The organism is Anoxybacillus pushchinoensis (assembly GCF_900111795.1).
Classification (GTDB): domain Bacteria; phylum Bacillota; class Bacilli; order Bacillales; family Anoxybacillaceae; genus Anoxybacillus; species Anoxybacillus pushchinoensis.
On sequence record NZ_FOJQ01000006.1, the window covers coordinates 58,985 to 71,996 of the forward strand.

The window sequence follows — 13,012 nt, forward strand, 5'->3', positions numbered from 1 at the left end:
TTTTTAGATTGACCTGCATATGTAAAAGTATGCGAGGAGAAAAACAACATTTATATATTGACATAGCAAAAAGCTTTCTTATTTTTGGAATATTTGATAAAATAAATCGAAACGACAATGGGTGTGCAAGAAAGTAGGGATAGGAATGAAAGTGTTTTTCGACTTAATGTGGTTTTTTAAGCAGGAAAAAAAGGCGTATGTCATCGGTATTATACTGCTTGCGATCGTTTCGTTGCTTGAACTTGTACCGCCGAAAGTGATTGGGCATGTTGTCGATGCGATCAAACAAGGGGAACTAACGACAGAAAAACTCACGATATGGTTAAGTGTGCTTGCAGGTGTGGCTATTTGTATGTACGGCTGTCGTTATGTTTGGCGGACGATGATTTTTGGATCGGCAGCCAAGCTTGCCCGATTGTTGCGCGATCGGCTATACGGACATTTTACAAAGATGTCTCCGTCATTTTATCAAAATCGCCGCATCGGTGATTTAATGGCACACGCAACAAATGATTTGCAAGCTATTCAGCAAACAGCGGGCGTCGGTGTTTTAACGCTTGTCGACTCGTTATGCATCGGGGGCCTTGTCATTGCGACGATGGCTTTTACAATTAGTTGGAAATTGACGTTAATTTGTTTATTGCCGATGCCGCTTATGGCTTATTTAACAAAATACTACGGTTCGCTACTTCATCAACGGTTTCATCATGCACAAGAAGCGTTTTCTTCCTTAAACGATAAAGTGCAAGAAAGTATTGCAGGGATTAAAGTGATTAAAACGTTCGGTCAAGAGAAAGAAGAAATTGAGTCGTTTCGAGCACAGTCCGATGATGTTGTACAAAAAAATATGGCCGTTGCTCGCGTTGATTCATTATTTGATCCAACGATTTCACTCATTGTCGGTGTGTCGTTTTTTTTAGCTATTGTTTTTGGTGCCCGTTTTGTTGTGCAAGGAGAATTGACAATCGGACAGCTAATTTCGTTTACGATGTATTTAGGTCTCCTTATTTGGCCAATGTTGGCTTTCGGTTGGTTATTCAACATCGTTGAGCGCGGTCGGGCTTCGTACGATCGTGTGTCATCGTTATTAAAGGAAAAACCAGATATACAAGAAGATGAAGGGGTGCTTGATAAAGTACCGACAGGCGATATCACTTACGATATTCGCTCCTTTACATATCCGAATGAAACAGAGCCAACGTTACAACACATTCAATTTACGTTAAGAAAAGGTGAAACGTTAGGTATTGTTGGAAAGACAGGAGCAGGAAAGACGACACTGTTGAAAGTGTTGTTGCGCGAGTTTGTTGGAATGGATGGGGACGTTTATTTTGGCGAGCATTCGATTACACAATATCGATTAGAACGATTGCGTGAGGCAATTGGTTATGTGCCACAAGACCATTTTCTTTTTTCAGCGTCTATTCGCGACAATATTGCATTTGCGCGACCGGATGCAAGCGAAGAAGAAGTAGAACATGTTGCTAAACTCGCCCAAGTACATGATGATATTTTACAGTTTCCTGAAGGATACGAAACAGTTGTTGGGGAGAGAGGCGTGTCTTTATCGGGCGGACAAAAGCAACGGTTATCCATCGCGCGTGCGCTATTGCTTGATCCAGAAGTGCTTATTTTAGATGATTCGCTATCGGCTGTCGACGCGCAAACGGAGGAGCGCATTTTGCGATCGTTGAAAGAAAATCGAGCAGGGAAGACGACGATGATTGCAACCCATCGATTAAGTGCCATTCAGCACGCACATCTCATTATTGTTCTTGAGGACGGAAAAATTGTTCAGCGCGGCACACATGATGAGCTCGTTGCACAAGACGGATGGTATCGCGATATGTATGTTCGCCAACAACTTGAACAACTTGTGGAACGTGGAGGGGTACAATGAACGAGCGGCAAGTGTTTATGCGATTGATGAGCTATGCAAAACCGCATCGAAAATCGCTATTGTTTGCTTTTTTTCTTTTAGCGTTAACGACTGCAGGGGAAGTGCTTGGGCCGATCATCGTGAAAATTTTTATTGATAACTATTTAACACATATGACTTTTCCACTTCAAGCTATGATTGGGCTAGCATCAGCTTACGTAGCGATTCATATTGGAAAAGTAGTTCTTTCTTACTTTCAATTACTAAAATTTCAAGAAATTGCATTAAAAATTATCCAACAGTTGCGCATTGATGTGTTTGCGAAAGTACAATCGTTAGGTATGCGCTACTTCGATCGCACGCCAGCAGGAAGCATCGTATCGCGAGTGACCAATGATACGGAAGCGATTAAAGAAATGTTTGTTGAAGTGCTCGTTACGTTTATTCAAAGCGCATTTTTCTTAGTTGGAGTATTTGTTGCGATGTTTTTGCTCGATGTTCGTTTGGCCGCTTTTTGTTTAGTTATTTTACCGATTATTTATTTTATTATTCGCACGTATCGTAAATATAGTTCCGTATTTTATAGTGATTTGCGCGAGCGGTTAAGCCAGCTGAATGCGAAGTTAAATGAATCGTTGCAAGGGATGTCCATCATTCAAACGTTCCGCCAACAAAAGCGAATGCGGGAGCAATTTGGAGAGGTTAACGAAAAGCATTATATGGCAGCGATGAAAAACATTAAATTAGACAGTTTACTGTTACGTCCGGCAACAGACGTTGTTTATGTTTTTTCACTCATTGTCGTTTTAAGTTACTTTGGTATTTCTTCGTTTCAAAGTCCGGTTGAAATCGGCGTGTTATACGCCTTCGTCAACTATTTAGAGCGCTTTTTTGAGCCGATTAATCAAATGATGATGCGCTTATCCATGTTTCAACAGGCGCTCGTTGCTTCTTCTCGCGTGTTTCAACTGTTAGATGAACAAGAAGAAGAACCGAAACAAGGCGAGCAGCCGCTTATCATTGAGCGCGGAACGATCGAATTTCGCAACGTGTCGTTTAGTTATGATGGAAAACGCGATGTGTTAAAAAACATTTCGTTTGTTGCTCGACCAGGAGAGACAGTTGCGCTCGTCGGTCATACCGGAAGTGGAAAAAGCTCAATTATTCAACTGCTTATGCGTTTTTATGAGTTTGAACGTGGAGATATTTTGATTGACGGCAAGTCGATTAAAGCTTATCCGAAAAAGGAATTACGAAAAAATATCGGCCTTGTTCTTCAAGATCCATTTTTGTTTTATGGAACGGTGCGAGATAATATTCGGCTTTATAACCAACATTTAACGGAGAGCGATATTGAACGAGCGGCGAAATTTGTTCAAGCGCATGAGTTTATTGAAAAGCTACCGAAAGGATATGATCATCCTGTAACAGAGAGAGGAACGACGTTTTCGAGCGGTCAACGTCAGCTCATTGCCTTTGCTCGCACGATTGCGATGAATCCGAAAATATTGGTGCTTGATGAAGCGACCGCAAATATTGATACAGAAACGGAAGAAGCGATTCAAGAAGCGCTGAAAAAAATGAGAAAAGGACGGACAACGATCGCGATTGCTCATCGTTTATCGACCATTCAAGATGCCGATCAAATTCTCGTTTTGCATCAAGGGGAGATTGTCGAGCGTGGAACACATCAACAACTACTTGCGAAACGAGGGTTATATTACCGCATGTACGTCCTGCAAAATGGATTAACAGAAGATGTATGTACATAAGTGAACATATTTGTTTAAACCGCCACCCATTCACGTGGCGGTTTGACAATAAATAATTTCTCCTAATTTTAGTACGCGTAGCTGTTCGTTCGGGAGATGACGACGCTTCCATTCGGCATAAAGGCGATCTAGCGCTTCTTTCGGCGTGTCATCAGCAAGCGGAAATGTGCCGTAATGCATTGGAATAAATGTTTTGGCGCGGCAATCGATAAATGCTTGTACCGCTTCTTCAGGCGTTACATGTTGGGGTGCCATAAACCACTCGGGCTCATACGCACCGATCGGCAACAAAGCATAATCAATATGAAAACGAGCTCCAATGTCACGAAACCCACGAAAATATCCACTATCCCCGGCAAAGTAAAACGTTGGTTTTCCTTCTGTTTCAATCACCCATCCTCCCCAATGGGATGCATTTGTATCAAATAGTGTTCGTTTCGACCAATGTTGTGCTGGGACAAACGTAAATGAAACATCCCGCTCCACAACGGTTTCCCACCAATCACATTGTACGACACGCTCTATTCCTCTTTTGAGAAACGATGAGCGTAATCCGCTCGGTACAAGGATAAGTGGAGTTCCCTTCAATTTTTTTATACTGGAAAAATGCAAATGGTCATAGTGGCTATGAGAAATAAGTACGATATCGACAGGAGGTACGTCGTCAAGCGAAACAGCTGGATCCGTTAGCCTACGAATGGTTCCTAATCGTTTTGCCCATACGGGATCTGTAACAATCGTTAGTCCGTTTACTTGAATAATAAACGTAGCGTGCCCTATCCATGTGAGTAATGTTTGATCCTGATTCGCATGTAGCCGCGAAGGATCAATATGTTCGCGCGGCAAAGTATATGACCAATCTTTCTTTTTTTGTCTCCTTTCCGCATACCAACGCCACAAATCAGCAAATGACTTAGTTGTAGTAATCCCATCTAAATTTTCATACCGTTTTCTCATTTTTCTCCTCCCAAAACTCTGTTTCATTCGAACATGACGTTCTGTTATATATAAAAATTTGTTGTTATATAACATAATTTCATTATTTTTTTTGTTTGTATAAGTAAAAAATATGGTTGTGTTTGATTTTTGTCACATCTCTTTTTTGAAATTTTTTATAAAATGAAAGAGCAACTGACAGATGAGGGGGGATACGATGTCTATTTTACCAAAAACAAATGAGTTAGGCTTTTTCGAGATACGTTTAAGATCGATCGGGGGACTAGGAGCAAATAATGGTTGAAATACATGGGAAAAGCAAAGCATTTACTAAAAGAAGAAAATCGTGAGCTACTGGGCTGCTTTTGAACAAGAAGTAGAGAGGAGATGGCGTCGTTTAAAAGCGATGCATGAACATCCGTATTTATAAAAAACATGTGCATTAAACATAGAACTGGGCATAACATGTGCTCAGTTCTATTTTTTATTTTTCATATTGACTATAATAGATGTATAAAGAAGAGGGAATATGGCCGCGTCGTGATGAACAATAGATGAATATATTATAGTAAAAAATGATTGGGGAGAAGAGCGTTGGAAGATGTTATCCTTCAACACGCGGAGCAGTTGAAGCGGTGGGAAGAAACACAAAAAGATATTTTCCAAGAACTAATTGAAAATCAACAAAAGATTCAGCAACAAAACGCGTTATATTATAACGAAAATGAAGAGACACGCATTATGGAACGATATTATGATCGTATAGATGACCGAATGGACGGGAAGTTGTTATTTCAAACGTATCATGACTTAACGAAGCGGACGCACATACGCCGCATTCCATATTTTTTGAGTAAAGATTATTATTTGTACACGTGGGTCGATTTACAACCAGATGGAACAGTAAAAAGCATTTATTCAGGAAAAAAGAAAGACCCACGTGCGGTGATTTTACAAGATTATGAGACAATCCAAAAGCGATATGAGCAATTTATTCAACTTGTGAAAAAAGCAAAAAAAGGTGAACTTGATCTAGATCAAAAGATAAAAATGGTTGATAAACAATTTAAATTTAATGCAGAACATGTTGTTCCGCAATCGTGGTTTGGGACCAAGGAGCCGATGAAAGGAGACTTGCATCACTTATTTGTTTGTGAACCGCGTTGCAATTCGATTCGCTCGAATTTTCCGTATGCCGATTTTCCATTTTATGAACCAGAGTCTCCTGATGAAGTCGTTCAAAATGATTGCGGCGTCGCACACGAGGAGCATTTTGAACCGGAACACGGGAAAGGGGCGGTAGCTCGGGCGATGATGTACTTTCTCGTTCGTTATCCGCGTGCAATCAAACATCCATTTGTCGATCAAATCAATATTCCACTTCTTGTTCAATGGCATAAACGCTTTCCTGTTACAATGTATGAAAGACATCGAAATGCGGCGATTTTTCGAATTCAAGGAAATCGCAACCCATTTATCGATAAACCAAATCTTGCAGAACAGCTTTATTTTCTAATTGGGCGTAAAAGCAGATAGGCGTTCGCACATATTCTTCTCTTTTTCATATGCTGTATTACAGTTTATGAAAAGGGGAAGAGAACGATGGGTGTAGAGCTAACAGCGTTACATTGGATTTACGTCTCGTTTATTTGTATTATTATCGCGTTGATGGTTTGGCGTAAAGATACATCATTAGTTTGTATGGTGGGTATCTTTTTGTTAGCGGTTACAGCAACAGGATCGTTGCCGATTTCTATTAGCACCATTTTTAAAAGTTTTATTTATGCCATAACTGAACTTCTTCCGACTATTCTTGTTATATCTATTATCGTATCGATGAGTAAACTTCTTACAGGCACAGGAGTAAATGAGGTAATGATCGCGCCGTTTGCGAAATTGATTCGTACACCTTCGTTAGCTTATTGGATGATTGGAATATTAATGATGATAATTTCTTGGTTTTTTTGGCCGTCGCCTGCAGTGGCGCTGCTCGGAGCGGTATTGTTGCCGGTTGCCGTGCGTGTAGGCCTCCCGCCACTAGGGGTGGCAATGGCGATGAATTTGTTTGGCCACGGTATTGCACTATCAGGTGATTTCGTTATTCAAGGGGCACCGAAACTAACGGCGGATGCAGCAGGTATTCCGGTGTCTGAAGTTATTTCAGCAAGTGTCCCGCTCGTCTTCATTATGGGAATCGTCACGGTAACAACGGCATTTTTCTTCCTGCGCCGTGACATGAAGAGGGGAAATATTCAACAAGGTGAAGTCGTTGCCATTCAAGAAAATGAAGTGCAATCCCATCTATTAACGAAGCGGATGAAAGTCGCATTCGCGCTTCTCATTCCTATGCTGTTCGGATTGGACGTTGTCGCAATGTATTATTTTCAATTGCAAGGGGGAGATGCAACTGCATTAATTGGAGGAACAGCAATTTTTATTTTATCTCTTCTTTCAGTTACAGCATATAAGAAGAAGAGTTTAGAACAAATTACAGATTTATTGATTCAAGGATTTCAATTTGGTTTTAAAGTGTTCGGTCCAGTCATTCCAATTGCTGCTTTCTTTTATTTAGGGGATTCAGGATTTCAGACGATTGTGGGAGATTTTTTACCAAAACAATCGCATGGTATTGTCAATGATTTAGGTGTTGCCTTATCGACAGTTGTTCCGTTAAGCAAAGAAGTAGGAGCAGTTACGTTAGTAGGGGTAGGAGCTATTACTGGATTGGATGGATCTGGATTTTCGGGTATTTCCCTTGTCGGCTCCATCGCGAATTTATTTGCAACAGCGATCGGTACAGGAGTTGCCACTCTAACAGCACTTGGTCAAATTGCGTCCATTTGGGTTGGGGGTGGAACGCTAGTCCCTTGGGCGCTCATTCCAGCGGCAGCCATTTGTGGTGTTAGCCCATTCGAATTAGCAAGACGAAATGTTGTGCCAGTTGTTACAGGGTTAGTCGTGACGACAATCGTTGCAATGTTTCTCATTTAATTAAAAAGGGTGTCTCTATGGAGACACCCTTTGACACCCTTTTTATGTTATAAAACGCAACAAAAGATAAAAAACTTTCAAAAAACTGTTGCATTTCTTTTTATTTATGTAATATATTATAACCATAAATGTTATAAAAAATGACATAAAGGAGAGATGAGAATGAATGAGGTACAGTTGAGTTTGGCAATTGATTCACTTTGGGTGATGTTAGGGGCGATTTTAGTTATTGGAATGCAAGTCGGATTTGCTTTGTTAGAAGCGGGATCGACGCGAATGAAAAACGCTGGTCATGTCGCTGGAAAGCAAATATTAAGTTTTGCGATCGCTTCCCTCGCATTTTGGGCGGCAGGCTTTGCGATTACATTCGGAAAAGGAAATGGGTTGATTGGAATGGAAGGGTGGTTTTTGAAGGAAGGAAAAGAGACGTTTTCTTCTCTTTCGTGGGCGAATGTACCACTTGAACTGAAATTTTTATTTCAACTCGCTTTTGTTGGTGTTTCTTTAGCAATTGCATGGGGAGGATTCGCCGAGCGAGCGAAATTATCTGTTTACTTTATTTTCGGAGCCATTTTTACTGTTGCCATTTACCCTGTTATCGGCCATTGGGTATGGGGTGGTGGATGGCTCGGTGAAATGGGGATGCAAGACTTTGCGGGTTCTACCGTTGTTCACTTACAAGGAGCAATTGCTGCATTAATCGCAACGATGTTATTAGGTCCACGCATCGGTAAGTTTAACAAAGACGGCACACCTAACTTCATTCCAGGACATAACCAAGTATATACTGTTATCGGTGGGTTTGTTTTATGGATAGGTTGGTTTGGCTTTAACGCAGGAAGTACGATGGGAACAGCAGACGGATTTTTTGGTTATGTTGCATTAACGACAAATATTGCTGCTGCGGCTGGAGCGATCGCCTCCATTTTGACGGCGAAATGGCTTGTTGGCAAGGCAGATATCCCGGCCATGGTAAACGGTGTATTAGCCGCACTTGTTGCCATCACAGCCGCATGTGCATTCGTTGAACCGTGGGCGGCAGCTGTAATCGGGGCAGTAGCAGGATCATTTACATTTTGGACGTCCGTATATTTTGAACGAAAAGGAATTGACGACCCGATTTACGCATTCTCTGTTCATGGTATCGCCGGAATTGTCGGTACGATTTCGACTGGCTTTTTCGCATCCCCGCGCCTCGTTGAAATAACGGGAATCGGAAAAGCAGGGCTGTTTTATGGCGGGGGATTCGATCAGCTTATTGTGCAAACGGTAGGAGTTCTAGGGGCCGCTGTATACGTGGCAGTTGTTTCGTTTATCATCTTGTTCACTTTGAAAAAGACGATTGGTTTACGTGTGACGCCTGAACAAGAAATTTCTGGACTTGATATTAGCGAACATGGTTCGTACGGGTATCCAGAACATTTAGACCCAACCTATCAACAAACAGCGACGTTAACTCGTTCTTAATAAAGATGGTGATGTCATGAATCATTTGGAAACGATTATCGTTCGAGTAGAACAATGCAGTAGTACGACAGAACTAAAGCAACTTCATGATGAAGTTGCTTTCGTTCTCTCTTCTTTCCCCTTCTCTTTTCAGCGCATGCTTGAAATATACGATGCGCTCAGTGCATGCCATGATGTATTAATGAAACAAGCATTATTGCTGGCTGAGCGGGAAGTTGATCGAATGGGAATAGGGAGAAAGCCATCTTCTTTTTGCTGGTTTGTCATGGGAAGTAGCGGACGGAGGGAAGCGACTGTCTGGTCAGATCAAGACAACGGGGTCATTTTTTCTTGTTTAAGTAGCGAAAAAGAGGATTGTTATGCATATATGCGCGAGTATGCCCGCATTGGTGTTCTTTTTTTGAATGAAGTTGGCTATCCGTATTGCACAGGACATGTGATGGCGACAAATGAGAGATGGCTGAAAGAGAAGGAAGATTGGAACGAGCAAATTCAAAAATATGTACAAAACGAGCATATAGATGATATTCGTTATTTGTCCATGTTAGTTGATATGCGACCAATTCATGGGGAACCATCTTTAGTTGCTCAACTAAAGGAGGCGTTATATAACAAAATGACAACGACGGTTTCTTTACGTAATCGAATCGTTGACAGTATTCATACGCCTCCCGTGCCCATTGGCCCTTTTCGTCGCGTGTACGTAGAACGATGGGGGGCACAAAGTGGGATGATTGATATAAAACAAGGGGGATATGTTCAACTAAGCCATATACTGAAGTGGATTGCCGTCCGAAAACAATTTATTCATTCGATGTCTACGTTTGAGCGGCTAGCGTGTTGGTATGCTAAAAACGGCTGTTCAAAACCGTTATTTGAACGTATAGACGAGGCGTTTCGAACGTTTTTATATTTTCGTTTACGCTGTTCGCTTGAAGGAGAACATAATTATATATTGATGCAGCGTTTATCAAAAGAAGAGCGAAAGCAGTTAAAAAAAGCGATGGTTGTAGCCAAAAAGGTGCAGCGCGCTGCAAGAAAGTGGGTGTAAGCGATGGAGCGTCCGTTTCAATGGATCAATCGTCTGTTATCGCTTGGGCTTCGACATGATCAAGCAACAGCAGTCGGTTCAGCTTTTCAACAAGAGGTATGGATTCGAAAAACGATGCGCGAAGCGAGAAAGCATACGTATTCACTCGACACCCCACTTTCTGATGTTATATTTATTTTGTTAGATACAGAGACGACAGGATTTTCCCCGCAAAGAGGAGACGAAATTTTTTCATTGGCCGCTTTAAAAACAAAAAAGGGGGAAGCGTTAGATTTGTATTGTTCCCACTTTCGCCCGAAACGAAGCATTCCAGAACAAGTTGTTATACTTACTGGCATTACGAATGAAGATGTGGCCGATGCCCCGTCGCTACAACAAGAGATGCATCGCATTCTTCCTTTTTTGAATCGCAGTATTTTGCTCGGTTATCACATTCAGCATGATATTGCATTTTTGAATGAATTTTTATCACGAAATTATCGTACATCTTTACAACAAACAGCAATCGAAATGAGAAGAATAATGGAACGCATCCATCACGACACATTCCCAACACTTGATGACGCCCTTTCTTTTTACGGTTTGTTCCCTGTGAACCGTCACACAGCACTAGGGGATGTAATGAGTTTATTTGAGATTTGGAAGCGTGTTTTTGCCGAATTACAGCAGATGAAAATCGATACATTGCATGACCTGTATGCGCTGCTTAGTCAATGTTCTTAAAAGAATGTTGACTTTTTTATGAAAGATTATAAAATTTCATTAACTTATATGAACATATATTCATATATTGAAAGAGGGGGATATGATGGATCAACGGTATGAGCCTTTAGATGAAGAAACGCTGTTTATCGTATCTCAAACATTTAAAGCGTTAAGCGACCCAACGCGTATCCGCATTTTACATTTACTTTCATCCGGTGAGTTTTCGGTGACAGAAATTGCGAATCGCTTGTCACTTTTACAATCAACTGTATCCCACCAACTTCGATTTTTAAAAAATTTACGTCTTGTGAAGTACCGAAGGGAAGGAACGACATTATATTATTCGCATGACGATGAGCATGTGTTTCGTACAGGAAGCATAGGAGGCGAAAATGCCGCTGGAATTGTTCATTCATCGTTTTGCCAAATATTATACGCCGTTCATTATGATTGTTTCATTATTAGTCATGCCGATTCCACCTTTATGGCTTGGCGTGCCTTGGCATGATTCATTATATCAAGGTTTAGCCGTTTTAATTGTCGGTTATCCATGTGCGCTTATTTTATCTTCACCTATTGCTTTGTTAGCTGGGATGACGCGCAACGCGGGAAAAGGTGTGCTCGTGAAAGGCGGCGTTCATCTAGAAACGCTCGGTCGTGTACGCAACGTTGCTTTTGACAAAACAGGAACAATTACAAAAGGGAAGCCTCATGTTACGGACGTCATATATCGATGAACATGAGCTGCTTCATATTACAGTGTCCTTAGAAAGTGTTTCCTCTCATCCGCTAGCTCAAGCGATCATCAAAAAAGCAACACGATATTGCATATAAACAATCAGATCAAATCGAGACGCGAACAGGAAGTGGAATAGAAGGAAAAGTAGATGGGAAATGGTATTGTATTGGAAATGAGCGAATGGTTGATGGACGATATGTGTCTAAACAAATTGAAATTACGACTTGGGTGTTAAAAGAGGCGTGCCAACAAGTAAAACAATGGCAACATCATTTTCCGACGTTAAAGCTCGCGGTGAATTTATCGCCATTTTTACTAAATCGAAAACAATTTGTGACGCACGTAAAAAACATTTTGCAAGAAACACAGTTTCCACCGACATATTTAATTTTAGAAATAACTGAAAGCGGATTGATGGAAAATATTGAAACAGGGAAGCATGTTTTAACACAATTAAAGCAGCTAGGAGTTCAAGTGGCAATTGATGATTTTGGTACCGGCTTTTCATCGCTCGCTTACAAAATTCGTTTCGTGAAAGCCCGCGACTTTAGTCGTTGGGATGAAATGAAACAAAAATATTAGATAATTGACTTCTATCTAATATTTTGTATAATAAATATTAGATAGGAGGTGTTTATCTAATGTCTAATGATAAGTATATTCATAAAAATGGAATTGTTTATTTGAATCAATATCATGTTATATTTTGTCCAAAATATAGACGCAAAGTATTAGTTGGTGATATTGAAAAAGATTTAAGAGAAATCTTTTATGGGGTAGCAAAAGAAAATGATGTAGAAATTAAAGCATTAGAAATCATGCCAGATCATGTTCATATGTTTATTTCGTTTGATCCAAGACAACATATCCATAAAATAATACAGCAATTTAAAGGAAAAAGTAGTCGAATACTAAGAGAAAAATATCCTTCGTTAAAAAGCAGACTTCCTTCTCTTTGGACACGAAGTTATTTCTGTTGCACAATTGGTCATATTTCAGAAGAAGCAATTAAGAAATACATTGAAAGCCAAAAAAATGTATGAAGGAGGTGATAACATATGAAACTTACAGTAAAATTTAAGATTCTCCCAACAAAGGAACAAGAAAAATACCTACAAGAAACTTTAAATGAGTATATTTTAACAGTAAATAGTATCGTTCAGGCCATGATTGATACTCAATGTGTGAAATTCACATCAAAAGATATTCAAGCTAATTTACCAAGTGCAGTAAAAAATCAAGCTATACAAGATGCTAAGAGTGTTTATAAGAAATACAAAAAGACAAACAAGTTACCAATTTTAAAGAAGCCAGTATGTATTTGGAACAATCAAAATTATAAAATCGCTGATTGTTTAAGTTTTCCTGTTTTTGTTAATGGAAAAACTAAAAGAATCAAAGTAAAGATATTATTAACTGACACTAGCATTGCAGTAATTAAATCTGATGATTCAAAATACTAAGAATGTTCA

Annotated in this window: 11 protein-coding genes and 2 pseudogenes; 12 read left to right on the forward strand and 1 reads right to left on the reverse strand. The window is 40.1% G+C overall.

Annotated elements, in window-relative coordinates; genetic code table 11:
• Window positions 1-145 precede the first annotated feature (145 nt).
• Both BM213_RS03225 and BM213_RS03230 read left to right on the forward strand, forming a co-directional pair.
• Entirely contained in the window at window positions 146-1,900 is a 1,755-nt protein-coding gene (locus BM213_RS03225) for an ABC transporter transmembrane domain-containing protein (protein WP_091700836.1), read from the forward strand.
• A complete protein-coding gene (locus BM213_RS03230; RefSeq protein WP_091700839.1) occupies window positions 1,897-3,651 on the forward strand; it encodes an ABC transporter ATP-binding protein in 1,755 nt (584 codons plus the stop codon). Before BM213_RS03225 ends, BM213_RS03230 begins: the two co-directional genes overlap by 4 nt.
• Before the next feature lie 30 nt (window positions 3,652-3,681).
• On the opposite strand, the gene BM213_RS03235 is transcribed toward BM213_RS03230, so the two are convergent.
• On the reverse strand, window positions 3,682-4,608 hold the full coding sequence (locus BM213_RS03235) for an MBL fold metallo-hydrolase (RefSeq protein ID WP_091700842.1): 927 nt from the start codon (window positions 4,606-4,608) through the stop codon (window positions 3,682-3,684).
• 573 nt (window positions 4,609-5,181) lie between these two features.
• Here BM213_RS03235 and BM213_RS03240 point away from each other — a divergent pair.
• From BM213_RS03240 to BM213_RS03280, 10 genes and pseudogenes are all read left to right on the forward strand, one after another.
• Window positions 5,182-6,123, forward strand: coding sequence for an endonuclease I family protein (locus BM213_RS03240; protein ID WP_091700844.1), 942 nt, complete (start codon window positions 5,182-5,184; stop codon window positions 6,121-6,123).
• Between the two features lie 66 nt (window positions 6,124-6,189).
• Window positions 6,190-7,578 carry a hypothetical protein gene (locus BM213_RS03245; RefSeq protein WP_091700847.1) on the forward strand — a complete coding sequence of 463 codons (1,389 nt, stop codon included), beginning with the start codon at window positions 6,190-6,192 and terminating at the stop codon, window positions 7,576-7,578.
• A 162-nt stretch (window positions 7,579-7,740) separates the two neighbouring features.
• Window positions 7,741-9,045, forward strand: coding sequence for an ammonium transporter (locus BM213_RS03250; RefSeq protein WP_091700849.1), 1,305 nt, complete (start codon window positions 7,741-7,743; stop codon window positions 9,043-9,045).
• Window positions 9,046-9,061: 16 nt separating this feature from the next.
• Window positions 9,062-10,096, forward strand: coding sequence for a DUF294 nucleotidyltransferase-like domain-containing protein (locus BM213_RS03255; RefSeq protein WP_091700852.1), 1,035 nt, complete (start codon window positions 9,062-9,064; stop codon window positions 10,094-10,096).
• 3 nt (window positions 10,097-10,099) lie between these two features.
• Window positions 10,100-10,819, forward strand: a complete 720-nt coding sequence (locus BM213_RS03260) for an exonuclease domain-containing protein (protein WP_091700854.1) — start codon at window positions 10,100-10,102, stop codon at window positions 10,817-10,819.
• 85 nt (window positions 10,820-10,904) lie between these two features.
• A pseudogene (locus BM213_RS03265) lies at window positions 10,905-11,165 on the forward strand (ArsR/SmtB family transcription factor); the annotation flags it as partial.
• 130 nt (window positions 11,166-11,295) lie between these two features.
• On the forward strand, window positions 11,296-11,538 hold the full coding sequence (locus BM213_RS15370) for a cation-translocating P-type ATPase (RefSeq protein WP_167357359.1): 243 nt from the start codon (window positions 11,296-11,298) through the stop codon (window positions 11,536-11,538).
• Between the two features lie 215 nt (window positions 11,539-11,753).
• A pseudogene (locus tag BM213_RS15375) lies at window positions 11,754-12,059 on the forward strand (EAL domain-containing protein); the annotation flags it as partial.
• Between the two features lie 122 nt (window positions 12,060-12,181).
• Window positions 12,182-12,583 (forward strand): IS200/IS605 family transposase, encoded by a 402-nt coding sequence (gene tnpA, locus BM213_RS03275; protein ID WP_091700857.1) that lies wholly within the window; start codon window positions 12,182-12,184, stop codon window positions 12,581-12,583.
• Window positions 12,584-12,598: 15 nt separating this feature from the next.
• Window positions 12,599-13,003, forward strand: a complete 405-nt coding sequence (locus tag BM213_RS03280; protein WP_091700860.1) for a hypothetical protein — start codon at window positions 12,599-12,601, stop codon at window positions 13,001-13,003.
• Window positions 13,004-13,012 lie beyond the last annotated feature (9 nt).

Coding starts and splice junctions, on each gene's coding strand:
- BM213_RS03245 (WP_091700847.1), top strand. CDS start 6,190: ATGGGTGTAGAGCTAACAGCGTTACATTGGATTTACGTCTCGTTTATT.
- BM213_RS03260 (WP_091700854.1), top strand. CDS start 10,100: ATGGAGCGTCCGTTTCAATGGATCAATCGTCTGTTATCGCTTGGGCTT.
- BM213_RS03225 (WP_091700836.1), top strand. CDS start 146: ATGAAAGTGTTTTTCGACTTAATGTGGTTTTTTAAGCAGGAAAAAAAG.
- BM213_RS03250 (WP_091700849.1), top strand. CDS start 7,741: ATGAATGAGGTACAGTTGAGTTTGGCAATTGATTCACTTTGGGTGATG.
- tnpA (WP_091700857.1), top strand. CDS start 12,182: ATGTCTAATGATAAGTATATTCATAAAAATGGAATTGTTTATTTGAAT.
- BM213_RS03235 (WP_091700842.1), bottom strand. CDS start 4,608: ATGAGAAAACGGTATGAAAATTTAGATGGGATTACTACAACTAAGTCA.
- BM213_RS03280 (WP_091700860.1), top strand. CDS start 12,599: ATGAAACTTACAGTAAAATTTAAGATTCTCCCAACAAAGGAACAAGAA.
- BM213_RS03230 (WP_091700839.1), top strand. CDS start 1,897: ATGAACGAGCGGCAAGTGTTTATGCGATTGATGAGCTATGCAAAACCG.
- BM213_RS03255 (WP_091700852.1), top strand. CDS start 9,062: ATGAATCATTTGGAAACGATTATCGTTCGAGTAGAACAATGCAGTAGT.